We start from the raw sequence: 23249 nt of genomic DNA on the forward strand, positions 1-23249 counted from the left end.
GCATGGCGTCGCCGGGGGGACACACGGCCGCGTTCCGCCGCGGAAACGGGAACGGCACCGCCGGGGGGCGGTGCCGTCTGCCGTCGCTCTCGTCTCAGCCGACCGGCCGGTGCTCGCGGCGCTGCTCCTTGCGCTGGGAGCGCTTGAACATGACCACCCGCAGCGGGATCGCGGTCACCAGGGCGATCTGCATGCTGGCGCCGACCTTGATCAGCGTGTCGCCGCCCTCAGGCCAGGCCGCCCACACCGTCAGGCAGGCCACGTTGAGCATGATCCAGCCGAGCACGACCGCGGCGAGCTGCCCCTTGGGCTTGGGGTACTCGATCCGGCTCACCATCAGCCAGGCCACCGCGAAGATCGCCGCCAACGCGACGAAGGACGGCTGGAACAGCAGTACGACCGAGACCACGGTCATGGCGCCCATCGGGATCGGCAGGCCCATGAAGTCGCCGCTCTTGGTCTTGACGCAGGCGAAGCGGGCCAGCCGTACGACGCCGGCGACCAGGACCGAGCCCGCGGCGCCGAGCACCAGCCACAGCGGGACCCCGGGTGAGAAGCCCGCCCAGACCACCACCATGAAGGCGGGGGCGAAGCCGAAGCTGATCACGTCGGCCAGGTTGTCCAGCTCGGCCCCCATCGCCGAGGCGCGGAAGCGGCGTGCCACCAGGCCGTCGAAGAGGTCACAGGTCGCGCCGATCAGCAGCAGCACCACGGCGGTGGCGAAATACCGCGGATCAGGGGAGAACCTGCCGCCCGACGCCTGGAGCTGGCTGATGGCCGACCAGGTGAGCACGCACACGGCGAGGAACCCGCACAGCGCGTTGCCCAGGGAGAGCGAGTCGGCCGCGGAGAGCCGGAACGCCTTGCCCACCGGGCCTTTCGGCTCGTCGTCGACCTCGTCCAGTTGTTTGAGGGGCCATTCGGCGTCAGCCGTGGTCAAGGCCGGTCACCCCCGCCACGGTCTTCTGGCCGACGGTCACCGCAGGGGCGACGCCCTCGGGCAGGTAGACGTCCACCCGGGAGCCCAGCCGGATCAGGCCGATCCGGTCGGCGCGGGCCACGCGGGCGCCCTTCGCCAGGTAGGGCACGATCCGGCGCGCCACGGCGCCGGCGATCTGCACCAGCTCGATGTCGCCGAGGGCGGTCTCGAAGTGCCACACCACCCGCTCGTTCTGGTCGCTGTCCTTGTTGAACGCGGGACGGAAACCACCTGGCACATGCTCCACCGACGTGACGGTGCCGGCGAGGGGCGCCCGGTTCACGTGCACGTCGAGGGGGCTCATGAAGATCGCCACCCGTGTTCGGCCGTCCGGCCACGGATCGATGCTCTGCACCACGCCGTCGGCGGGTGAGAGGACCCTTCCCGGCCCGGGGACGCGCTCGGGGTCGCGGAAGAACCAGAGCATGCCACCGGTGAGCGCGGCCAGCGGACCGGCTGCGATCGCCCAGCGCCGATCTCGCGTGGCGAGGAGCGAGGTCACCGCGGCGGCCGCCGCGGTCGGCGCCAGCCACGGCGATACGCCGCGGGCCAACCGCGTGCGGCCGGTGTTGAACCTTGCTGAATCGTGGGACACGGAGAACCTTTTGTGATGACTTCCGGCTATGTATTTGCCGCCTTGGTGGCAGATGTTACCGATCCCACAACGTTTGGTTGGCCCTTCGAGAGAACAGAACGACTCAATGGCCGTTTCGCTAGCTCTGGCCGGTGCTCGCAGGCGACGGCTCCGCCACCGCCTTACGCGCGTCACGCCGGGACTTCGCGAGGCTGGCCACCGTGGTCACGATCATGGTGATGATGATGACGCCCAGCGACACCGGGATCGGGACCTCGGGAGCCCACGAGAAGCCGCTGGAGTGCAAAGCCTCGAGAATCAGCTTAACCCCGATGAAACCGAGAATGAACGCCAAACCGTAGCTGATGTAGACGAGCCGCTGGAGCAGGCCGCCGAGCAGGAAGTACAGCTGCCGCAGGCCCATGAGAGCGAAGGCGTTGGCGGTGAAGACGATGAAGGCGTCCTGCGTGAGGCCGAAGATGGCGGGGATGGAGTCGAGGGCGAAGAGCAGGTCGGTGGTGCCGATGGCGATCATCACGATCAGCATCGGGGTGACCAGGCGCCTGCCGTCGATCCTGACGAAGATCTTGGAGCCGACGTAGTCGGGCGTGGTCGGCAGCGCCCTGCGCGCCCAGCGCAGCAGCGCGTTCTCCTCCATGTCGTCCTCCTGGCCGTGCTGGCGGACGATGTTGACGGCCGTGTAGAGGAGGAAGGCGCCGAAGACGTAGAACAGCCAGCCGAAACTCGCCAGCGCCGCCGCGCCGACCGCGATGAAGACGCCGCGCATGACCAGCGCGATCAGGATGCCGACGAGGAGCACCTTGTGCTGGTACATCCTCGGCACCGCGAAGCGGCTCATGATGATGTAGAAGACGAAGAGGTTGTCGACGCTCAGGCTGTACTCGGTCAGGTAACCGGCGAAGAACTGCCCGGCGTGGTGCCCGTCCTGCACCAGCCAGACGCCGATGCCGAAGAGCACGGCCAGGGTGACGTAGAAGCCCACCCAGAAGCCGGCCTGCCTCATGGAGAACTCGCGGGGTTCGCCGCGGTCGACGATCCACAGGTCGAAGGCCAGCACAAGGAGCAGGCCGCCGATCACGGCGCCCCAGGCCCACAGGGAAACGTCCACGTCCTCATACCTCCGGCGCAACGACAGACGGCCGGAGGTCTCTCCCGCCCAGGAAAAGCGGACCGGCAGCCCCGGGGGCCTCACAGAACGAGGCGGCACCGTGATGACGAGACTGTCGCGAAGGGATACTCCCCCCCTAATCAGGTCAGTATAGGTGAACGTTTAGGTCATGCCTAATCATTCCTCCGGCCAAGAAGGTAAAGCCTGACCTGGACGGGGATAGATCGGACAGCCTGCCCCGTCCTTCGGTTACGGTCGGTCATCGCCGGGCGTCGCGGCGACCGGATAGGCGGCGAGCGCGGCCGTCACGGCCTCCTCCTCGCCGGGCAGTTCGCTCCCGCGCCGGGTGGCCGCTCGTTCCAGGTTCCCGGCCAGTTCCGGGTCGCCGAGGACGCGGCCGATCGCCGCCCGCATCCCGGCCGCGTCGCCGTACGGCACCAGCAGCCCGGCGTCGCCGACCATGGCGGGGACGCCGCCGACCGCCGTCGCGATCACCGGGCGGCCGGCCCGCAGCGCCTCCTGCACGTTGAGCGGCTGCCCCTCCCACCTGCTCGGCGCGACCAGGAGCCGGGCCGCGGCGAGCAGGTCGGGCACGTCTCCCCGGTCGCCGAGCAGCCGCACGGGCAGTCCCTCGGCGTCGATCCTGTCCTGCAGCCGGGCGCGCAGCGGGCCGTCCCCCGCCACGGCGAACAGCGGCGCGTCCGGACCGGCGAGGCCCGCGGCCACGTCGAGCAGCATCTCCAGGCCCTTCTGCTGGGCCAGCCTGGCGATCGTCAGCAGCACCGGCCGTCCCGGCTCCGCCCCGAGTTCGGCGCGTACCTCGGCCACCGGGCGGGCGGGCGGGCGGAGCGGCGGGGCGGGCACCACGGCCGGTTCCACGTGCCGGGCGCGCAGGGCGGTCATCCGCTCCCCCAGGTCGGGCGAGACGACCAGGATCCGGGCGGCCCGCGCGGCGACGATCCTTTCGAGCACGCCGTACACCGCGCCGGTCGCGCCGCCCGCGGTGAGCGCGTTGTGCAGGGTGACCACGAGGGGAGTCGCCGTGCCGGTCAGCGCCAGCCCGGCGAGCGCCCCGGCGCGCAGGCCGTGCGCGTGCACGGCGTGCGGCCCCTGGCCGCCGCGGGCGAGCCGCCGCAGTGTCGCCGCCGCCCGCAGGTCGCTGGCCGGGCGGGGACGCTCGGCGATGGCCACGGGCGCGAAGACGGCTCCGGCGGCGGAGAAGCGGAACGTCTCCTCCGTGCTCGGCGGACCGGCGACGACGACCCGGTGGCCACGCTGCGCGAAGCCCTCCGCGAGCATGCGCACATGCCGCCCGACGCCTCCGGCGCTGGTGCCCAGCACGAGCAGGATCCGCTTCACGTCCCGGCGTTCACCCATCGATCCGCTCCTCGTCCCTGCCGGCCGTCCGGCGGTTCCTTCCCGGCGCGAAGCGCGCCAGCATGGCTTCGGCATCCGGCCGGTCCACCAGGGCGGCGGCGATTCCGCCCACTGCGAGCGCGAGTACGGCGGCGGGCACGGCGGCGAGCAGGTTGGGCCACACGCCGCGCACGTCCAGCCAGGCGACCGCGCCCGCCCCGGCGAGCCAGCCGGCGACGCCGCCCAGCACGGCGGCGGCGGTCGCCCTGCCGATGCCGCCCAGCGCGGCGGCGCCCCGCGCCCTGACCACCGACACCGCGAGCATCGTCCCGCCGACGGTCATCCCGGCCGCGCTGCCCAGCGCCAGCCCGGCGATCTGCCAGCCAGCGGGCAGCGTGAACACGAGCACGGTCTGGACGGCCATCACGGCGCCCCAGGCCGCCACCGTGCCGGTCGCCGCGGCCCGGCCGCGCCCGGCCGCGTAGAGCACGCGGCTCAGGTGGGCCACCAGCCCGTAACCCACCAGCCCGGGGGCGAACAGCGCGATCGCCCGGGCGAGCGTGGCGGGGTCGATCGAGCTGGCCGTGCCCTCGATGAACACCGCGGCCACCGGCGGCGCGGTCGCCGCGAGCAACCCGGCGGCGAGACCGGAGACGAGCACCACGGCCCGGCTCGTCCGGGCGCTGGCGTTCGCGAAGGCGGCGGTGTCGCCGTCCTCGGCCCGGGCCGACAGCACCGGGAAGACGCTGGTGGCGATGGGTACGGCGAGCACCGCGTAGGGGACCTGGTAGATCGCCCAGGCGAAGTTGTAGGCGGCGAGCGCGCCGCCGCCCACCCGGTGGTTGGCCAGCACGACGACCAGCGCCGTCGCCGCCTGCTGGGCGAGCAGCGCGGCGAGCCCGGCCGCCGCCAGCCTACGCACCTGCCCGGCGACGCCGTCCGGGAAGCGGAACGCGGGCCGCAGCCGCAGCCCGAGGCGGCCGGCCGGCCCGAGGACGGTCACCACGAGGGCCACCACGCCGAGCGTCGTCCCCAGCGAAAGGGCCAGCTCGGCGGGCGCGGGCAGGCCGCTCACCCCGGTGTGGCCGCCGCTGAGCGGGACGAAGGCCAGATAGGCGACGATGACGACGAGGCTGGACACGAGCGGGGCGAGCGCGGGAGAGGCGAACCGCCGGTGCGCCTGGAGCACCCCGTAGAGCACCACGGCCAGCCCGTACAGCGGGATCTGCGGCGCGAAGACGACGAGCATCCTGGTCGCGACCGCGGTCACCGCCCCCGTGTCGCAGCCGTCGATGTCGCCGCCGGCGAACAACCCGATCACCGGCCCGGCGAGCAGCGCGGTCAGCACCGCGAGCGGGACCAGGATCACCACCACCCAGGTGAGCAGCGCGGAGGTGATCAGCCCGACCTGTTCCCTGGCCCGGACCGCCTCCTCCCCGCCGTCCGGAGCCGTGGAACGGGCGGCGGCGCCGGCGAGCACCGGCACCACCATCCCGGCCAGCGCGCCGCCCACGACGACCTCGAAGACCAGGTTGGGGATCGTGTTGGCGGTGAAGTAGGCGGTGGACAGGCAGTTGGTGCCGACCGTACGGGCCAGTGCGAGCTGCTTGCCGAAGCCGGTCACCCGGGCGGCGATCGTGATCACCGCGATGAGCGCCGCCGCCCCCGCGATCCCCGGGCCGAGGCGCCTGATCACGTGTCCGCTCGCTCAGGCCCCGGCCGGTACGGCGGGCGGCGGCGCCGGGCGGCGGCCCAGCATGTCGATCTGGTTGAGCACCCGGTTGCCCGCGATGACCTTGGTGAAGCTGATCTTCTCGGAGGCGGCGGTGAGCGCGGCGACCGTGCCGAGGACGGTCAGCCGCCCGCGGCGGCCGAGCGAGGTCGCCGCGGCCAGGCCGAGCAGGGCGCCGAGCGCGTTGGCCCCCGCGTCGCCGAGCATCGCGCGCTCTCGGAGGTCTTCGGGCAGCAGCGCGGCGGCGGCGCCGAGCGGGAGGGCGGCCAGCGCCGCGGCGGGGACGGCGGCCGGGCCGCGGGCGGCCAGCGTGGCGGCGAGCAGCGGCCCGCCGGTGAGCAGGCCCACCTTGATCGCCCGCCCGGGGCGCAGGTCGAAGAGGTTGGCGAGGTTGGCGGCGCCCGCGACGAGCGCGCCGTTGACCACGGTGTCGACCGGGCCGCGCGAGACCAGGGCGGCCGCGGCGAGACCGCTGGCGCCGATGCCGAGGATCTTCACCGCCCCGCTGGTGACCTCACCCCTGGCCAGGGCGGTCAGGTGCCCCTTGAAGCCCTTGGAGGAGGTCGCGCCGTACAGGTCGTCGTACCCGCCGAGGACGCCGCCGCCGGCGCAGGCGATCAAAGCCGCGGCCCTGGTGGCGGGCGGCAGGCCCGGAGCGAGCGCCGCCGCGGCGCCGGCGCCGGCGACGAACGCCGGGCCTTCCAGCAGCGTGATCGGCTCGCCGCGGTGGTTGGTGCGGGTCCAGGTCTTCTCGTCGCCGAGTGGCGGCCTGCGGCGGAAGGCGGTGTAGGCGGCGCGTGCCGCCACCGCGCCGAGCGCGGCTCCGATCGCCGCGGCCGCCATGGGGCCGAGTGGGGCACGGGCCATGGTTCAGCCTCCGGATGATCTGGGGGTGGGAGAGGCGGCGGGCGAGGGCTCGAAGGCCGAGGCTCCGGCGCCGAGGCCGTAGTGGCCCGCGTCACCCGCCAACTGCTCCCGCAAAGCGTAGACCAACACGATCCGGCCCACCGGCATATCGGCGGTGTCCACGCTCGACACGCCGCCGGACGGCTCGCCGGAGTCGCGGAGGGCGGCGATGAGCCCGCCGGCGCCCGAGGCGCTGAGCGGCCCGGCGACGATGGTGCCGCCGTCCGCCGCGTCCAGCCCGGCGGCGAGGGAGACGAGCGCGGCGTTCTGCGACTCGGCGTTCTCTCCCTCGTAGGGGTCGGCGGGGGCCATCACGACCGCCAGCGTGGCGCGCTGCGCCGGATCGCCGCTGGTGGTGATCATGCCGCCCTTCTCGAACGCGTCGAGCACGCCCGAGGCCGCGGGGTTCTCCCTGCCGCCCTCCGCGCTGTCGGCGGTGACCACCGCGGCGGCGAGCACGGCGGCGGCCCGGTCGTAGGGGGTGAGCCCTTCGGAGAAGGACATCTCCGCCGGTTTGGCGGCCAGCGCGAGCTGGTCGAGCACCCCGCTCTGCTTGGGGTCGAAGAATCGGTCGGTGACCGCGACCCGCCCGGTCACCGCCGCCCCCGCCTGGCCGAGCGACTCCTGCACGGCGTCGCGCAGGCCCGCGGTGACGCCGGGCGCCTCCACGATGAGGACGCGCTCCCCGGCGAGCTCCCCCTGCACGAGCTGCGGGGTCACCCCGCCGATGAACCCGTCGTTGCCCGTCTCCCTGCCCTGCAGGGTCTGCACCTGCCGCAGGAGCTCCTCGTTGTGCTGACTGACGCGCCCGACCGTCTGGTTGGCCAGCTCGATCGCGGGCCCCTGCAAGAAGGTGGCGCCCAGCACGATGCCGACCGACAGCGCGAGGAAGATCGCGACGATGGAGACGAGGTGATAGCGGAAATCGATCACGAGAAGAGTCCGACCAGCCAGAAGATGAAACCGTTCCAGAAATCATGGAGCCCGGTCAGCCAGATCTGGCCCACCGGCGACACCCCGAGTGCCACGGCTATCGTGATCAGGGTGGTGAGCACGAGCAGGAGGAGCGACGACGTGGAGATCCGGCTGCGGTAGAGCCGGCTCACACCCTTGGCGTCGACGAGCTTGCTGCCGACCCGCAACCGGGTGAGGAAGGTGCTCGCCATGCCCGAGCGCCCCTTGTCGAGGAATTCGACCAGGGTCGCGTGGGTGCCCACGGCCACGATGAGATCGGCTCCCTTGTCATCGGCGAGGAGCATCGCGATGTCCTCGCTGGTGCCGAGCGCGGGGAAGAGCACGGCGTCCCGGCCGAGCTTGTGCACCCGGTCCAGGCCGGGGGCGCGGCCGTCGCGGTAGGCGTGCACCACGAGCTCCGCGCCGGTGGTGAGCGCCTTGGTGGAGACCGAGTCGAAGTCTCCGACGATCATGTCGGGCAGGTAACCGGCCTCCATCAGCGCGTCGGCGCCGCCGTCGACGGCGATGAGCACCGGGCGGTACTCCCTGATGTAGGGACGCAGCGTGGCGAGGTCTTCCTTGTAGTGGTAGCCGCGCACCACGATGAGGACGTGACGGCCCTCCATCGGCGTGCGGATCTCCGGGACGCCGATGCCGTCGATGAGCAGGTCGCGCTCGCGGCGGACGTATTCCATCGTGTTGGCGGCGAACGCCTCGATCTGCACCGAGAGCCCGGCGCGGGCCTCGGTCATCGCGGCGTTGACCGTCTCCTCCGTGGCGACGTCGCCCTTGCCGACCGTCTCGCCGTCGAGGTAGACGACCCCCTCGTGCACCCGGACCAGATCGCCGTCCTTGACCCGCTCGAACAGCTCGGGCGTGGCGTTGTCGACGAACGGCACCCCGGCCTCGACGATGATCTGCGGGCCCAGGTTGGGATAGCGGCCGCTGATGCCCGCCGCGACGTTGACGACGGCGGCGGCGCCGCACGCGACAAGCGCCTCCGCGCTGACCCGGTCGACGTCCACGTGGTCGATGATCGCGATCTCTCCGGCCCTGAGGCGCTTGGTCAGCCTCTTGGTCCGCCGATCGATTCTCGCCACTGCCGTCACCCCGGGAAGGTCGTCGACCTTCCAGCGGCGGAGGCCCGGAACCTTCATGGTCGGAACCTTCATCAAGACCATCCTGCCAGAGTGAGCGACCTCGTAGGTCCCGCATGCCGCGGCGTGTCGGTTTCGGCGCGCCACACCCGCCACGGGGAACCCGGTCGCATCATCCGGTCAGACCTTGCTCTCCGCCGCGATCGAGAGCAGCTCCTCGGCGTGCGCCCGGCCGAGCTCGGAGTTTTCCATGCCGGCGAGCATGCGCGACAGCTCGCGCACCCGGCCCTCGTGGTCCAGGGTCACCACGCCGCTGCGCACGATGCTGCCGTCGCTCGCCTTCTCGACCACGAGGTGCTGGTCGGCGAAGGCGGCCACCTGCGGCAGGTGGGTGACGACTATCACCTGGGCGCTGCGCGCGAGCATGGCGAGCCTGCGGCCGATCTCGACCGCGGCCTTGCCGCCCACCCCCGCGTCCACCTCGTCGAAGACGAAGGTCGGCACCGGGTCGGCGCCCGCGAAGACCACCTCGATGGCGAGCATGACCCGGCTCAGCTCGCCGCCCGACGCGCCCTTGTTGAGCGGCAGCGGCGGCGCGGCGGGGTGGGCGGCCATGAGCAGCTCCACCTCGTCGATGCCGTGCGGGCCGAACTCCTTGCCCGGGGAGAGCCGCACCACGACCCGCGCGTGCGGCATCGCGAGCGCGGTCAGCTCCCGGGTGACCGCCTCGCCGAACCGCTCGGCGGCGGCGGTGCGGATGCCGGTCAGGTCGGCGGCCAGCTCGGTGACCCGGACGGTGAGCTGCTCGTGCTCGCGGGTGAGCTCGGCCACCCGGTCGTCGTCGCCGTCGAGCTCGGCGATCCGCAGCGCGGCCTGCTCGGCCCAGGCCAGCACCGCCGTGGCGTCCTCGCCGTACTTCCTGGTGAGCGCGCCCAGCTGGGACCTGCGCTCCTGGACGACCGCCAGCCGGGCGGGGTCGGCGTCGACCGACTCGGCGTAGGCGGCCAGCTCGGTCGCCACGTCGGACAGCAGGTAACCGGCCTCGGCGAGCCGGTCGGCCAGGCCGCCCAGCGCCGGGTCGAAGTCGCGCACCGCCTCGATCGCGGCGCGCGCCTCGCCGACCAGGGAGATCGCGTCCTGCCCGGACTGGCCGCTGCTCATCGGGTCGGCCAGCAGGGCGCCGTGCGCTCCGCCCGCCGCGCCGCGCAGCGCGTCGGCGTGGGAGAGGCGGTCCTCCTCCTCACGCAGCCAGACGTCCTCCCCGGCCTTGGGGTCGACCTTCTCGATCTCCTCCAGGCCGAACCGGAGCACGTCGGCCTCCTGGGCGCGCTCCCTGGCCCGCGCGGTGATGTCGGCGAGCTGCTCGGCCACCTGCTTGTGCCGCTTGTAGGCGTGCTCGTAGTCGCGCAGCGGCTTGACCAGCTCCTCACCCGCGTAACGGTCGAGGGCGGCGCGCTGCCTGCCGGGCTGGAGCAGCCGCTGCTGGTCCATCTGGCCGTGCACGGCCACCAGGTCGTCGGCGAGATAGGTGAGCGTGCCGACCGGCACGGCACGGCCGCCGAGCCAGGCGCGGCTGCGCCCCTCGGTGGAGACGGTGCGGGAGATGATGAGTTCGCCGCCGTCGACCTCGCCGCCCACGTCCTCGACCTGCTGGGCCACCCGGCCCTCGCGCTCGACGACCAGCGTGCCCTCGACCGTCGCCTTGTCGGTGCCCGGTCGCACGCGCGCCGGATCGGCCCGGCCGCCGAACAGCAGGCCGAGCCCGGTCACCACCATCGTCTTGCCCGCGCCGGTCTCGCCCGTGACCACGTTGAACCCCGGCGAAAGCTCCAGGACCGCCTCGTCGATGACGCCGAGCCCCTGGATTCGGACCTCCTCGACCCTGGGTCGCACTGGTCCCTCCCGTCCCATCCAAGCGACCGAACACCTGTACGGTGCGCGCGTCACGATCCTACGCGCTCCGGGCCACGGCGGCCCTGAGCCTGTGGGTAACATCGGCAGGCGGCGGGGTGTCCCGCCGCCTAAGGGCGCACCCTTCCCCGCCAGCCCTGGACCGGCAGATCGAACTTCGCCACCAGGCGATCGGTGAACGGAGCCCCGGTGTCCTCCAGGCCGTGCAGCCGCGCCAGCCGTACCGGGACGCTTCCCCTGCGCACCTCGACCCGCACCCCGGAGGGCAGGTCGAAGCGGCGGCGGCCGTCGCACCACAGGACGCCGCCCGGCGTGTCGGGCAGGATCTCCACCGCCAGCGTCGCCCGCGGGGAGACCACCATGGGCCGGGCGAAAAGGGCGTGCGCGCTGATCGGCACCAGCAGCAGCGCCTCCACCTCGGGCCAGACCACCGGCCCGCCCGCGGAGAACGCGTAGGCGGTGGAGCCGGTCGGCGTGGCGCAGATGACGCCGTCGCACCCCCAGCGGGAGAGCGGGCGGCCGTCGATCTCGGCGACGACCTCCAGCATGCGGTCGCGCTTCTCGACGGCGACCTCGTTCAGCGCCCACGTCTCCGCGAGCACCTCGCCGTTGAGCCGCGCGGTCACCTCGACCGTGAGCCGCTCCTCCACGTCGTACCTGCGGTGCACGACGCCTTCGACGGCACTGGCCAGGTCGTCCACCTCCGCCTCCGCCAGGAAGCCGACGTGGCCCAGGTTGACGCCGAGCAGCGGAGTGCCGCTCGGCCTGGCCAGCTCGGCGGCGCGCAGCAGAGTGCCGTCGCCGCCGAGCACCATGATCATCTCTGTGTCCTTGACCGCGGCGGTCCCGGCCGGGACGGCCTCCGCGCCGGGGCAGGCGATCTCCTCCGCCTCGGAGTCGAGCACCCGCACCTGCAGCCCGGCGGACAGCAGGCGGTGGATGACCAGCCGCGCGCTCTCGACCGCGGCCTCCCGCCCGGTGTGGACGGTGATCAGAACGGTCCGGTCCGTGCTCACTGGGGGCCCTCCGCCACGGCTCGCTCGATCTCGTCGTCCAGGCCGGTCAGAGGCGGCGCCCCTGCGCCCCTGCCCATCCAGAGCAGGTACTCCACGTTGCCCGAGGGGCCCGGCAGCGGGCTCGCCGTGACCCCGCGCACGTCGAGGCCGAGCGCGCGGGCCGCGGCGGCCGACTCGCGCACGGCGCCCGCCCGCAGCCCGGGATCGCGGACCACTCCGCCCGCGCCCACCTTCTCCTTGCCCACCTCGAACTGCGGCTTGACCAGCATCACGAAGTCGGCCGCCGGCGCGGCGCACGCGGCCAGGGCGGGCAGCACCAGGCGCAGCGAGATGAACGACAGGTCGCCGACGACCAGCGTGGGCGGCTCGCCCACGTCGCCGGGCGCCAGATCGCGCACGTTGACCCGTTCCATCACCGTGACCCGCTCGTCGGTCCGCAGCGACCAGGCGAGCTGGCCGTAGCCGACGTCCACCGCGACCACGTGCGCCGCGCCCGCCCGCAGCAGGACGTCGGTGAACCCGCCGGTGGAGGCGCCCGCGTCAAGGCAGCGGCGCCCCTGTACGGCGAGGCCGCGCGGCCCGAACGCCGTCAGCGCGCCCAGCAGTTTGTGCGCCCCTCGCGAGACGTAGTCCGGCCCGGCCTCCGACTCGGCCACCACGATGGCGGAGGCGGTGTCCACCTGCGTGGCCGCCTTGGCCGCCACCCGGCCGCCGACGCTGACCCGCCCGGTCTCGATGAGCGTTCCCGCCTGCTCCCTCGACCTGGCGAGCCCTCTGCGCACGAGCTCGCTGTCGAGCCGCGTCCGCCTGCTCACCCTCGTCCCCGCCTCTTCCCACCGGTCAACTCGTCCATCCCGCCACTCCGGCCCCACCGGCACCCGACGACCCCGGCCCCGGCCTGGCCCCTGGCCCCGGTCTGAGCCCCGGTCCCGGCCTGAGTCCTGGTCCCGGCCTGAGTCCTGGTCCCGGCGCGGGTCCGGGAGCCCGGTCCGTCGCCGCGGCGCCGTTCCCAGCCCTGCCATCATCCGCGCCGGCGGTGCCGCCGCCCGCACCGGACCCGGCGCCGGCCGCGTCCGACGTCTCGTCGGCCGCCTTGGCCAGTGCGCGTTCCAGGCCGGCGTGCGCCTCCTCGAACACGGCCACGTGCTCGGCGACGGGCAGTGTCGCGAGCCGGTCGAGGCCGCGAAGGGCGTCGTCGACCTGTTCGTCACCTGTGTTCCGCAGCGGATCCGTCACGCGCGCCCTCCTGTCGTCGTCTCGATCAAGCCTCTGACTGCCGGTCTCCGGCCTTCCCGCGGGCCCGCTCCGTGCGCGCCGCGTCGAACGTATCCGAAGCCGCGCCCCGCGGACCGGGTCCGGCGGCCACACCTGCGGGACCGGCCGGAGATGTGACCTTATCCCCACGACCGCCGCCCCGTACGGCTTCGCCCTCCCCTAACCGGCACTTCTTCTTCACCCGGGCGTCCGGCCCGCGAACCACCGCGCGGGCCTCGGACGTTGTACCTTCCATGAGAACCGGTGGCGACCCGGGACGGCGCCGGGAGCGCTTCGAACACCATCGCGGCGACCTCCCTCCGGCACACCCCGCGCCGGGCACGCGAATCACTCGTGTGGAACGCTACCGTCCGTAGGTAAGAGGTTTTCGGCCGGTCCGCAGGAGAAGGGAAATCGATCTATGGCGACCGTCGAGGAATGCCGGGCGGCGCTGCGCAAGCTCGCGGAGCAGTTCGACGAAGTCGATGAGGAGACCCGGGCGAAGCACGTCGTAGAGCGTACTATCGGCTGCCGCATCTCAGACCTCGACACCACCTTCTACGGCCGCATCCACCACGGCGGGCTCGACCCCTTCCAGGAGTTCCCCGCCAAGGCGGACGGTGCCGCCGACATCCGCCTGACGATCTCCAGCGACGACCTCGTCGCCCTCGTCGCCGGCGAGCTCGACATGACCCGCGCCCTGTTCTCCGGCCGGGTCAAGATCGAGGCGAGCTTCGGCGACATGCTCAGACTTCGCAAACTCCTCTAACCCGCCCCCTCACTCCGCCCCTCCGGGGACCGCCTGCCCCCTCAGAACCCCAGTGCCGCCAGAACGGGCTTCACCGCGTCCTCGTCGGCGGCGCCGTCGCCTGCCGCCTCCCACGCCGCCCCGCTCGCGGCCCGCAGCCCGTCCAGCGGCTCACCCGCCCCTGCCAGGCCGAGCCGGCCCTCCTCCCAGCGGGCGGTCCACCCGCCACACGTCCACCCGTGCTCGCCTCGCCGCACCGGCGGGTAGGGCTCGCCCAGCGCGCTCAGGTCCGCGGCGACGTAGGTGGGGCGATGCCCGGGCCCGGCGGTCAGCAGGTCGAGCGGCGTGGCCACGCCGGTGAGGACGAGCAGGCTGTCGGTGGCCGCGTTGGTCGCACCCTCGATGTCGGTGTCCAGCCGGTCGCCCACGATCAGCGGGCGACGGGCGCCGGTACGCAGGATGGACTCGCGGTGCAGCGGCGGCTGCGGCTTGCCCGCGACGATCGGCTCGACACCGGTCGCGGTCGCGATCACCCGCACCATGGCGCCGTTCCCGGGCAGCTCGCCACGCCCGGTGGGCATGGTGGAGTCGCCGTTCGCCGCCACGAACAGCGCGCCCCGCCGTACGGCCAGCGCCCCCTCAGCGAGCAGCCCGTACGACAGGTCGGGCGCGATGCCCTGGACGACGGCCACCGGGTTCTCCGCGGCAGTGGTGACCGGCCTGAGCCCGCGGGCGCGCACCGCCTGGCGCAGCCCCATGCCGCCCACGACGAGGACCGGCGCGCCCGGCTCGACCCGCTCGGCGACGAGCCTGGCCGCCGCCTGGGCGGAGGTCACCACGTCCCCCGCCTCGGCCGGGACGCCGAGGGAGGACAGGTGCTCGGCGATGGCGGCGGGCGTCCGCGAGGCGTTGTTCGTCACGTAGGCGAGCCGGACACCGCCGTCCTGCGCCCGCGCCAGCGCCTCCGCGGCACCGCGCACGGCGTGCCGCCCCAGATAGACGACACCGTCGAGATCGAGCAGCAGGGTGTCGTAACCCTCGATCATCGCGCCGTCCCGCTCACTCACAGAACCACCTCAAGTCCACGGCCGATCAGCTGCCCATGCCCACAATCGTCCTCATGACCGCCAAAGCCCAACAGCCACAAACCCTCACCCGGCAGCCACCCGAAACCCATTCTCACAGCCCCACACCCCGACCGCCCACACACCAACCCCTCATCCCCACCCACATCCCTGGCCATCCGACCCCCACACGGCCGCCCACGCCCCACCCACAACCCCGGCCATCCACATCTGGCCGCCCACGCCCCACCCACAACCCCGGCCGCCCACATCTGGCCGCCCATGTCCCGCCCACACCCAGACTGCCCAAGCCCCAGCCCCGGCCGTCCACACGCTGCTCAAACTTGACCGCTCACACCACGACCGCCCAAGCCCCACCCACATCCCCGGCCGTCCACGCCACGACCGCCCAAGCCCACCCACATTCCCGGCCGCTCACGCCATGACCGCGACTTACCGCCCACGCCCTAACCGCCAAGACCCCACAATCCCCAAACCTCCAACCACAGCCCCCGCCACCCTCAACATGCGCCCGCCGCCAAAACGCGGCTCCGCGCGCTACCTCTCGCCACCCTCAACGGTCAGCCCCATATCCACAGTCCTCGGAAGCCACCCGCCGAAACCACCGCCGATGCCACCCCAGAGGCCCCTTGCTCTGAAGCCCCATGCATCCCGAGTCCATCCGTATTTCACAGCCACTGTTCCGCAGCGCTCTCCGCAGCCGTCCAAGCTCTGAAGCCACCTGTGCTCCGAGCATCGGAGGTCAGGCTTCATACCCCGCGAACACCCGCCCCGCTCCCCGAGCAGCACCCAGCAGCACCCAGCAGCCGTCCAGCCGCGGCCAAGCAGATAAACGTTCACTCACATGTCGCGGCGGGCCTGCAGCGTCGCGCGCACACTCTTCAACGCGGACACGTAGTGCCGCTGGTCGGGGCTCATGGCCACGGCGATGGCGAGCGGCTCCTGCGCGGCCTCCATGTCGCCGGTACGCCACAGGGCGAGCCCGAGACCGAAATAGGCGTAGTCATCGGCCGGGTTCGCGTCCACGATCAGGCGAAAGCTGTCGGCGGCCTCGGCGTACTGCCGGGAGTTGAACTGTGCCCTGGCCAGCGCCTCGCGGACGCTGCGGGACTCGGGCTCGGCCTCGGCCGCGCGCTCCAGCAGTGCCGCGGCCGCAGCGGGACTGCCCTCTTGCAGGAGCTTCATCCCGCGCTGAAACCATTCGTAGACGTCTCCAGCCGGGGTTCCCACTCCGTAGTCGGGGGAATCATACGGGCCACTCCGGCCTTGGGTCATGTGAGAGGCCTCCTTGAACGACATGGGCCGAGCACGGACAACAGACCAATTCCTGATGGGTCGCCACATCATCGAAGCGGCCCGCTGGACGTTTCAGACCTATGGGAGCATGCCCGATATGGCGAATCCTGAACTGCCGGTGCCGGATGGGCTGACGTTGCGCCCCTTCCACGGCGTGCGTTTCGCCGTGACGGACGTGGCCGACGTCACCTCTCCGCCATACGACCTGATCTCCGATGAAGACGCGCGAACACTGCTCGACACCCATCCCAACAACGTGGTGCGGCTCATCCTTCCCGGCGCCGATCGGCACCGGTACGGGCAGGCCCGCGACACGCTGCACGCCTGGCTGGAGGCGGGCGTCCTCGCCACCGACCCCCAGCCCGCGATCTACGTCTACGAGCAGAGCGCGCAGGGCCGGGTGTTGCAGCGCGGCCTGATCGGCGACGTGGCCCTGGCCGACCCCGAGCGGCGGATCATCCTGCCGCACGAGGACGTCATGCCCGGCCCGGTCGCCGACCGGCTGGCGTTGATGCGCACCACCGAGGCCAACCTGGAGCCCATCTTTCTGCTGTACGACGGCGGGAACAGTGCCGCCACGGCCCTGGTGGACGAGGTGGCCACCACCCGGGCGCCCCTCACCGAGGCGGTGGTGAAGGCGCCGGGCGGGGACGAGGTCCGCCACCGGCTCTGGGCGCTCACCGACGAGGCCGAGATCACCCGTGTCAACGACGACCTGCGCGACCGGCAGGCGCTGATCGCCGACGGCCATCACCGTTACGCCACCTACCGTGCGCTCCAGCTCGAACACCACACGGCGGGCGACGCCGACGGCCCCTGGGACCACGGGCTGGCGCTCCTGGTCGACTCCAGCGCCTACCCCCCGCACCTGAAGGCGATCCACCGCGTGATCCCGGGCCTGCCCTTGCACGAGGCGGTCACCAAGGCGAAGGGCGCCTGGCAGGTCACCGAGCACGCCGACCTCGACGAGGGCCTTGCGGCACTGGCCGAGGCGGACGAGCCCGCCTACCTGCTGGCCGGCGCGGGACACGCACACCTGCTCACGGCTCCGGACCCCCTGCAGGTGCGGCACGCGATGCCCGCATCTAGGTCGGAACGCTGGTCTTCGCTGAACACCTCCATCCTCGCCGAGTTTCTGCTGCCGAAGGTCTGGGGACTCTACGACGACGAGCAGACCGTGCACATCGTGCACCACGACGCCGAGGCCGCCGCACGCCTCGCCCGGCAGGCCGGTGGGACCGCCGTCATCCTCAACCCCCTGTCGGTGCCGGACGTGCTCGCCGTGGCGGCCGGCGGCGAGCGGGTGCCGCGCAAGTCGACATCCTTCGGCCCCAAGCCCCGCACCGGCCTGGTCCTACGCACCTTCACCACCCTCTGACACCACCCTCTGACACACTCTTTGGCACCGCCCCCACTTACCGCCCCTGCCGCACACGCCCGACCCCGACCCGGCCCGACCTCGCTCGGCCCCAACCCCGACCTCGTTCGCCCCCGCCCTCGGCACCAGCCTCGACCCCGACCTGACGCGACCTCGCCCCCCAACCCCGACCTCGCTCGACCCGGCACCAACCCCAACCTCAGCCCCGGCCCCGCCCCCGGTTAGGGCCCCGTCTCGGCTGGTCGGTCGACGACACGGACTCCTGCCGCCTCCACCGAATAGGTGCTGACCTTGCCCTGGCCGGTGTTGAAGAACCTGCGGCGCAGCGCCCCGGTGACCTCTATGACGTCACCGGGCCGTCGTCGGGCGACGGCCGCCGCGAGCTCCGGATCGAAGGTCACACAGTCGATGACGTCGACGACGGCCGCCCGTCTGCGGACGATCAACCGCCAGGTCGTGAGCGTGGTGCCACCGGCGCGCGACCTGTCCTCGGCCGCCGCGGACATCCGCCCCACCAGCGTGACCTCGTTGCGGTCCATCTGATCCCCTCCTTGATGTCCTTCCTCGGGGATCACTCTTTACGATGTGAGCTACACCAGGATGACTCGAACCGCATTCTGGGGAACACCGGTTCCAGTACTGAGGTGGCCTGTGGACAACATCACCGCCCTCGGCGGAGACGTGTACGAGATCGACACCCGTATGGCCGGATATACCGGCATCACCGCCGGATACGCGATCCTGGGCGACCGCCCGTGCCTGGTGGAGACCGGCACGTCCACCTCCGCGCCGGTGGTCCGCGACGCGCTCGCCTCGCTGGGCGTCGGGCCGGACGATCTCGCCACCGTCGTCGTCACGCACATCCACCTGGACCACGCGGGAGGAGTCGGGGACATCGCCCGATTCTTCCCCTCCGCCGAGATCGTGGTGCACGAGAAGGGCGCCCGGCATCTGGCCGACCCGTCCCGGCTCATGGCCAGCGCCAAGATGGTCTGGGGCGACCGTCTCGACACGCTGTTCGGCACGCTGTCGCCCACCGACGCGTCGCGGATCCGCGCGCTCGGCGACACCGGCGCCATCGACCTGGGCAACGGACGCACCCTGAACAGCCACTATTCGCCCGGCCACGCCAAACACCACGTGGGCCTGATCGACTCCGCCACCGGCGACCTGTACGTCGGCGACGCGGCGGGCGTCTACCTCCCGCAGACCGGTGACCTCCGCCCGGCCACGCCGCCGCCGGACTTCGACCTGGGCACCGCGCTCGACTCGATCGCGCTGTTCACCGCCCTCGGCCCGCAACGCCTGCTGTTCAGCCACTACGGCCCGGTGGACGACGTACCGGCGATCCTGGAGCGCTCAGCCGAGGAACTCAAGGTGTGGGTGGACCTCACCAAGCAGGCGCGGTCGGAAGGGCTGGACCTGGACCACGCCGTGGCGATGGTGGCCGAGCGCACCCGCGAGCGTTACGCCGCGCTGCGCGCCGACCCGGAGACGATCGAGCACTTCGAGATGCTCAGCGGCGCCCCGTCGAACGTCGCGGGCATCCTGCACTGGCTCGACCGCGTCCAGCCCTGACCTGCGGGAAACCGCTCCGGCAAACCGCCACAAAAGGAAAGGCGCCGCACGGCTGATCCGTGCGGCGCCTACCCTGATGCGAGTTCAGCTCTTACGCTCGTCCGAGTCCTCCGGACCGTCAAGCACGTCGCCGAAGTCGGGTTCGATGAACGCGGGCCCCACGCCCGGCACGGTCTTCCGCTCCTTACCGGCCTTCTCGCCTCCGGCGGCAGCCGCCTCAGCGGCCTTGCCCGGAGCCTCGGCGTCCGCTACCTGACCGGCGACCTCGGTGCCACCGGGCTCGGCGTCCACCGTCTCGGTGACCTTGGCACCCTTGCCGCCGGACGCCGCCTCCGCCGTCCCGGCGGGCTCGCCGGCCTGCTCCGCGCTCCCGTCACCGGACGCGGCATCGACGTCCTCCGCGACCTCGTCGCCAGAATCGTCCGGTTCATCCGACTCGCTCCCGGCGTCGGAGGTCTCGCCAGCCGGCGTCACCCTCGATCCGGGGTCGTCGGACGTGTCCCTGACCGCCTGGTCGTCCGGGTTCACGTAACGCGGCGCGGCACCGTCCTCGGCAGCCGAGGGAGCGAAGTCCTCTTCGTCCAGATCGTCCTCGTCTTCGATCTGCGCGTCCAAAGCGGCGAGGTCGTCGAGATCCTCGTCACCGCGGTCGCCCGGAAGGTCCGCTTCGTCATCCTGGTCGTCCGCGGCGGCCACTTCGCCGTCTTCCGACTCACCTTCGGCGTCCCCGGCGTCCTCGGCGTCCTCGATGTCCTCAGTGTCTTCGTCGTCCTCGTAGTCCTCTTCGAGGTCTTCGATCACTTCGCCGGTGAGTTCCGCGTACCGTTCGGCGGCCTCGGTCTCGCCTTCCTCGTCGAAGGCCATCGCCCGGCCGAACCACTCGGTCGCGGCGGCCTCATGCCCGGCGTCGGCCAGCGCGTCCGCGTAGGCGAACGCCAGCCGGGCCGACCACGGGTGCGGACGGCTGTCGCGCAGTTCCGGCAGGCGCTGGAGCGTCACCACCGCGGCGTCGTGCTGGCCGAGGTCGCGGCGCGCGCCGGACTCCACCATGGCCAGCTCGATCGCGCCCGCCCGGTCGAGCCGCTCGGCCTCGGGCGAACGGACCAGGTCCAGGGCACGCTCCGGACGGCCGAGGCCACGCTCGCAGTCGGCCATGATCGGCAGATAGGCGTCGGATCCGGTCATCCGGCGCGCGGCCCGCAGGTCGCTCAACGCCTCGGCGTACTCGCCCGCGCGGTAAGCCGTCACGCCGGCGGCCTCGCGCACCACGCCGATCCGGGCCGCGAACCGCCGCGCCACCTTGGCGTGCTCGTACGCCTTCTCCGGCTCGTCCTCGCTCAGAGCCCGCTCGGCCGCCACGAGGTGGCAGGCGATCAGCTCGGCGAGATCGTTCGGAAGCGAACGCAGCTCCTCGCGGACCTCCTTGTCGAGCTCGTCGGGGGTGATGTCCGGCGCGAGGGCCGGGAGTTCCTCCCGCTGCCGCGACTCGGACGGCCCGTCCGACGGCCTGCCGTACCGGCTCCGCGAGCCGCCGCCGTCACGATCGTCCCGCTCGTACGGCCGACCGGCCGGACGGTCGTCACGCCGGAACGGGCGGTCTCCACGGTCATCGCGCCGGAACGGCGGACGGTCCCCACCACGGTCGTCACGCCGGAAGGACGGCCGATCCCCACCGCGGTCATCCCGGCGGAACGGACGGTCCCCGCCACGATCGTCACGACGGAACGACGGACGGTCCTCGCCACGATCGTCACGGCGGAACGACGGACGGTCCCCACCGCGGTCATCGCGACGGTAGCCCCCCTCGCCCCGGTCGTCGCGCCGGAACGGCGGCCGGTCGCCTCCGCGATCATCCCTGCGGAACCCGCCACGGTCATCACGGCGCCCACCGCTGCCGCCGTCCCGGTAACGACTGGCTCCGCGATCATCCCCACGCTCATCGCGCCGGAACGGCGGACGGTCCCCACCGCGATCGTTACCACGGAACGGACGATCGCCACCGCGGTCATCGCGGCGGAACGGACGATCCCCACCGCGATCGTCACGACGGAACGGCGGACGGTCCCCACCACGGTCATCGCGACGGAACCCGCCCTCGCCACGGTCATCCCGGCGGAACGGACGATCGCCACCACGCTCATCGCGCCGGAACGGCGGACGGTCGCCACCGCGATCGTTACCACGGAACGGACGGTCACCTCCGCGGTCATCGCGGCGGAACGGACGATCCCCACCGCGATCGTCACGACGGAACGGCGGACGGTCCCCACCACGGTCATCGCGACGGAACCCGCCCTCGCCACGGTCATCCCGTCGGAACGGCGGACGATCGCCACCACGGTCATCACGACGGAATGCCGGGCGGTCGCCACGGTCATCACGCCGAGGACCACCCGTGCCACGATCGTCACGACGGAACGGGCGGTCGCCACCGCGGTCATCACGGCGGAATCCGCCGCGGTCATCGCGACGGGCGCCAGAGCCGCCGCCGTCCCGGTAGCCACCCGCCCCGCGGTCATCCCGTCGGAACGGCGGACGGTCCCCACCACGGTCATCACGACGGAACCCGCCCTCGCCACGGTCATCCCGTCGGAACGGCGGACGATCGCCACCACGGTCATCACGACGGAACGACGGGCGGTCGCCACGGTCATCACGCCGAGGACCACCCGTACCGCGATCGTCACGACGGAATCCGCCCTCGCCGCGGTCGCGGGGAGCGCTCTGGCCGCGCCGGTCGTCCCGGTCGCGGAAATTGCCTGGTCCGCGGCGATTGTCGCCGCCTCCGCCGTATCGCCGGTCGCCGCCTTCGCGGTCGTTCGATCCCGCTCGGTCGCGGGAGCCGTACGGGCCCGACGCGCGCCGCTCTCCGTAGCGCGGGCCGTCTCCAGGCCGGCCCCGACCACCCTCATAGCCTCCGCGGCCTGCGGCCTCGCCGCCACTCTCCGATGCGCGGTCTCCGCCCTCTTCGCGCCGACCCGCGGCATCGCGTCCGTTATCTCTGTTCACTTCTGTCCATTTCGTCGGCTCACTCAACGAGTTCGCCCTGCCCGATCCCTCGAAGGAGATGGGCTTCGCTGTACGGGCGGTCTCTGGCCGCGGGTGCGTCTGGTTCCTATCGCTGCCCCGCCCAGGTGGTCTGACGCAACGAAGGCCACCCGTGGGGGTGGCCCGGCATGTCAAGCGTAGCAAGCCCTTGAAACTCCCCGGGCCATGAGGGTGCACACCGGCACCATCAGTGGGGCCGGTATGACGGATAACCACTCCCGAGTGCGGAATCCGCGGTCACGCGCCGCTTTCGCCGCCCTGGACTCCGCCCGGCATGCCGTACGCGGCTCGCATGCTGCGCAGCTCCGCCGCCACCTCGGTGCACGACGTGCCGAGCGAGGCCGAGCCCAGCACGTGAATGCCGGTGCCGGTGTCGATCTCCATGTGCTCCCAGCGCCGGCCGTAGCGGTGGAACACGTCGACCTTGACGCGCTCGACGTCGGACCACGCGATGCGTTTCCGTCCCGCGAAGCCGTTGATGACGACCAGGCCGTCTTCGTCCGCCGCGAGCCGGACCGGTACGAGGAGGTCGCGCACGAGAAGCGCCGCCAGCACGAGCGCGGCCGCCCCGCAGAGCACCACGGCCCGGCGGTCGTCCAGACTCAACGCGGTCAGCGCCAGCGCGGCCACGAGCCCGACGGCCTTGACGACCACGAGCTTCTGCTGCACCCGCCACTCTCGCCCGCCCAACCCTCCACTCATGCCCGAAAGCTACCTCACCCCAAGCCCGCCGCGACACGCCCGACACGACGAACTCCCCGGCCGCCCCCAGCGTCCACAACCGAAACACCACCCCGCCTTCCATCGCCGAGACGGTAACCCCCGTCTACCACGTGGCCTAGCTCATCCTCCTCCGCCACCGATCCAGAAACACAAAAAGGGCCACCCACCACGGATGACCCCACACCACCAACCCACCACCCACCACCGGCCACCCACCACCGACCGGCTCCTCATCCCGGACGCGTGAACCACCCCACGCGGAAAACTGCGCAGAAAAACTGTCGCGGAGGAAAACTGTCGCGGAGGAAAACATCCCCAAACGCAGAAAAGGGCCGCCCCAAAGGGCGACCCTTTCCCGCAGACAAAAATTGTCCGGCGGTGACCTACTCTCCCACACCGTCCCCAGTGCAGTACCATCGGCGCTGGAAGGCTTAACTTCCGGGTTCGGAATGTAACCGGGTGTTTCCCCACCGCTACAACCGCCG

21 protein-coding genes and 1 rRNA gene are annotated in these 23249 nt (G+C 72.2%); 3 read left to right on the forward strand and 19 right to left on the reverse strand.

Annotated elements, in window-relative coordinates:
* Nucleotides 1–94 precede the first annotated feature (94 nt).
* The 12 genes from pssA to QSK26_RS17235 form a co-directional block, all read right to left on the reverse strand.
* The gene (gene pssA, locus QSK26_RS17180; RefSeq protein ID WP_285776146.1) at nucleotides 95–940 is read right to left on the reverse strand and encodes a CDP-diacylglycerol--serine O-phosphatidyltransferase; all 846 of its coding nucleotides are present in this window, start codon (nucleotides 938–940) and stop codon (nucleotides 95–97) included.
* Nucleotides 927–1574 (reverse strand): phosphatidylserine decarboxylase, encoded by a 648-nt coding sequence (locus QSK26_RS17185; protein ID WP_285776147.1) that lies wholly within the window; start codon nucleotides 1572–1574, stop codon nucleotides 927–929. Before QSK26_RS17185 ends, pssA begins: the two co-directional genes overlap by 14 nt.
* A gap of 118 nt (nucleotides 1575–1692) precedes the next feature.
* Complete coding sequence (locus QSK26_RS17190) at nucleotides 1693–2682, reverse strand: TerC family protein (protein WP_285776148.1); 990 nt, start codon at nucleotides 2680–2682, stop codon at nucleotides 1693–1695.
* Between the two features lie 249 nt (nucleotides 2683–2931).
* Nucleotides 2932–4059: a glycosyltransferase gene (locus QSK26_RS17195; RefSeq protein WP_285776149.1), complete on the reverse strand. Its 1128-nt coding sequence runs from the start codon at nucleotides 4057–4059 to the stop codon at nucleotides 2932–2934.
* Nucleotides 4052–5734 (reverse strand): murein biosynthesis integral membrane protein MurJ, encoded by a 1683-nt coding sequence (gene murJ, locus QSK26_RS17200; protein WP_285776150.1) that lies wholly within the window; start codon nucleotides 5732–5734, stop codon nucleotides 4052–4054. The genes QSK26_RS17195 and murJ overlap by 8 nt, the downstream gene beginning before the upstream one ends.
* 12 nt (nucleotides 5735–5746) lie before the next feature.
* Nucleotides 5747–6637, reverse strand: a complete 891-nt coding sequence (locus QSK26_RS17205; protein ID WP_285776151.1) for a hypothetical protein — start codon at nucleotides 6635–6637, stop codon at nucleotides 5747–5749.
* Between the two features lie 3 nt (nucleotides 6638–6640).
* On the reverse strand, nucleotides 6641–7609 hold the full coding sequence (locus QSK26_RS17210; protein WP_285776152.1) for a copper transporter: 969 nt from the start codon (nucleotides 7607–7609) through the stop codon (nucleotides 6641–6643).
* Nucleotides 7606–8787, reverse strand: a complete 1182-nt coding sequence (gene steA / locus QSK26_RS17215; RefSeq protein WP_502888713.1) for a putative cytokinetic ring protein SteA — start codon at nucleotides 8785–8787, stop codon at nucleotides 7606–7608. Before steA ends, QSK26_RS17210 begins: the two co-directional genes overlap by 4 nt.
* 120 nt (nucleotides 8788–8907) lie before the next feature.
* Nucleotides 8908–10620, reverse strand: coding sequence for a DNA repair protein RecN (gene recN, locus QSK26_RS17220; RefSeq protein ID WP_285776154.1), 1713 nt, complete (start codon nucleotides 10618–10620; stop codon nucleotides 8908–8910).
* A 128-nt stretch (nucleotides 10621–10748) separates the two neighbouring features.
* A complete protein-coding gene (locus QSK26_RS17225) occupies nucleotides 10749–11654 on the reverse strand; it encodes an NAD kinase (protein ID WP_285776155.1) in 906 nt (301 codons plus the stop codon).
* Complete coding sequence (locus QSK26_RS17230; protein ID WP_285776156.1) at nucleotides 11651–12469, reverse strand: TlyA family RNA methyltransferase; 819 nt, start codon at nucleotides 12467–12469, stop codon at nucleotides 11651–11653. Before QSK26_RS17230 ends, QSK26_RS17225 begins: the two co-directional genes overlap by 4 nt.
* A 25-nt stretch (nucleotides 12470–12494) precedes the next feature.
* A complete protein-coding gene (locus QSK26_RS17235) occupies nucleotides 12495–12890 on the reverse strand; it encodes a hypothetical protein (RefSeq protein ID WP_285776157.1) in 396 nt (131 codons plus the stop codon).
* A gap of 439 nt (nucleotides 12891–13329) precedes the next feature.
* On the opposite strand from QSK26_RS17235, the gene QSK26_RS17240 reads away from it, so the two are divergent.
* Nucleotides 13330–13677, forward strand: coding sequence for an SCP2 sterol-binding domain-containing protein (locus tag QSK26_RS17240; RefSeq protein ID WP_285776158.1), 348 nt, complete (start codon nucleotides 13330–13332; stop codon nucleotides 13675–13677).
* A gap of 41 nt (nucleotides 13678–13718) precedes the next feature.
* Here the strand turns inward: QSK26_RS17240 and QSK26_RS17245 are convergent, their stop codons facing one another.
* Nucleotides 13719–14702: an HAD-IIA family hydrolase gene (locus QSK26_RS17245; protein WP_285776181.1), complete on the reverse strand. Its 984-nt coding sequence runs from the start codon at nucleotides 14700–14702 to the stop codon at nucleotides 13719–13721.
* A gap of 879 nt (nucleotides 14703–15581) precedes the next feature.
* Nucleotides 15582–16016, reverse strand: coding sequence for a tetratricopeptide repeat protein (locus tag QSK26_RS17250; protein WP_352244336.1), 435 nt, complete (start codon nucleotides 16014–16016; stop codon nucleotides 15582–15584).
* Nucleotides 16017–16134: 118 nt separating this feature from the next.
* Between QSK26_RS17250 and QSK26_RS17255 the strand changes: the two genes are divergently transcribed.
* Nucleotides 16135–17415 (forward strand): DUF1015 family protein, encoded by a 1281-nt coding sequence (locus QSK26_RS17255; RefSeq protein ID WP_285776160.1) that lies wholly within the window; start codon nucleotides 16135–16137, stop codon nucleotides 17413–17415.
* Between the two features lie 221 nt (nucleotides 17416–17636).
* Here QSK26_RS17255 and QSK26_RS17260 read toward each other — a convergent pair whose 3' ends face one another.
* A complete protein-coding gene (locus tag QSK26_RS17260) occupies nucleotides 17637–17954 on the reverse strand; it encodes a single-stranded DNA-binding protein (RefSeq protein ID WP_285776161.1) in 318 nt (105 codons plus the stop codon).
* 112 nt (nucleotides 17955–18066) lie between these two features.
* On the opposite strand from QSK26_RS17260, the gene QSK26_RS17265 reads away from it, so the two are divergent.
* A complete protein-coding gene (locus QSK26_RS17265; protein ID WP_285776162.1) occupies nucleotides 18067–18993 on the forward strand; it encodes an MBL fold metallo-hydrolase in 927 nt (308 codons plus the stop codon).
* An 84-nt stretch (nucleotides 18994–19077) separates the two neighbouring features.
* Here QSK26_RS17265 and QSK26_RS17270 read toward each other — a convergent pair whose 3' ends face one another.
* The 4 genes from QSK26_RS17270 to rrf form a co-directional block, all read right to left on the reverse strand.
* Nucleotides 19078–20352 (reverse strand): tetratricopeptide repeat protein, encoded by a 1275-nt coding sequence (locus tag QSK26_RS17270; protein WP_285776163.1) that lies wholly within the window; start codon nucleotides 20350–20352, stop codon nucleotides 19078–19080.
* A gap of 14 nt (nucleotides 20353–20366) precedes the next feature.
* Nucleotides 20367–21680 carry a hypothetical protein gene (locus QSK26_RS17275; RefSeq protein ID WP_285776164.1) on the reverse strand — a complete coding sequence of 438 codons (1314 nt, stop codon included), beginning with the start codon at nucleotides 21678–21680 and terminating at the stop codon, nucleotides 20367–20369.
* 598 nt (nucleotides 21681–22278) lie between these two features.
* A complete protein-coding gene (locus QSK26_RS17280; protein WP_285776165.1) occupies nucleotides 22279–22743 on the reverse strand; it encodes a PH domain-containing protein in 465 nt (154 codons plus the stop codon).
* A gap of 391 nt (nucleotides 22744–23134) precedes the next feature.
* Nucleotides 23135–23249, reverse strand: a 5S ribosomal RNA gene (rrf, locus tag QSK26_RS17285); the annotation flags it as partial.

The sequence above is a fragment of the Microtetraspora sp. NBRC 13810 genome (genome assembly GCF_030268685.1).
Taxonomy (GTDB): domain Bacteria; phylum Actinomycetota; class Actinomycetes; order Streptosporangiales; family Streptosporangiaceae; genus BSRQ01.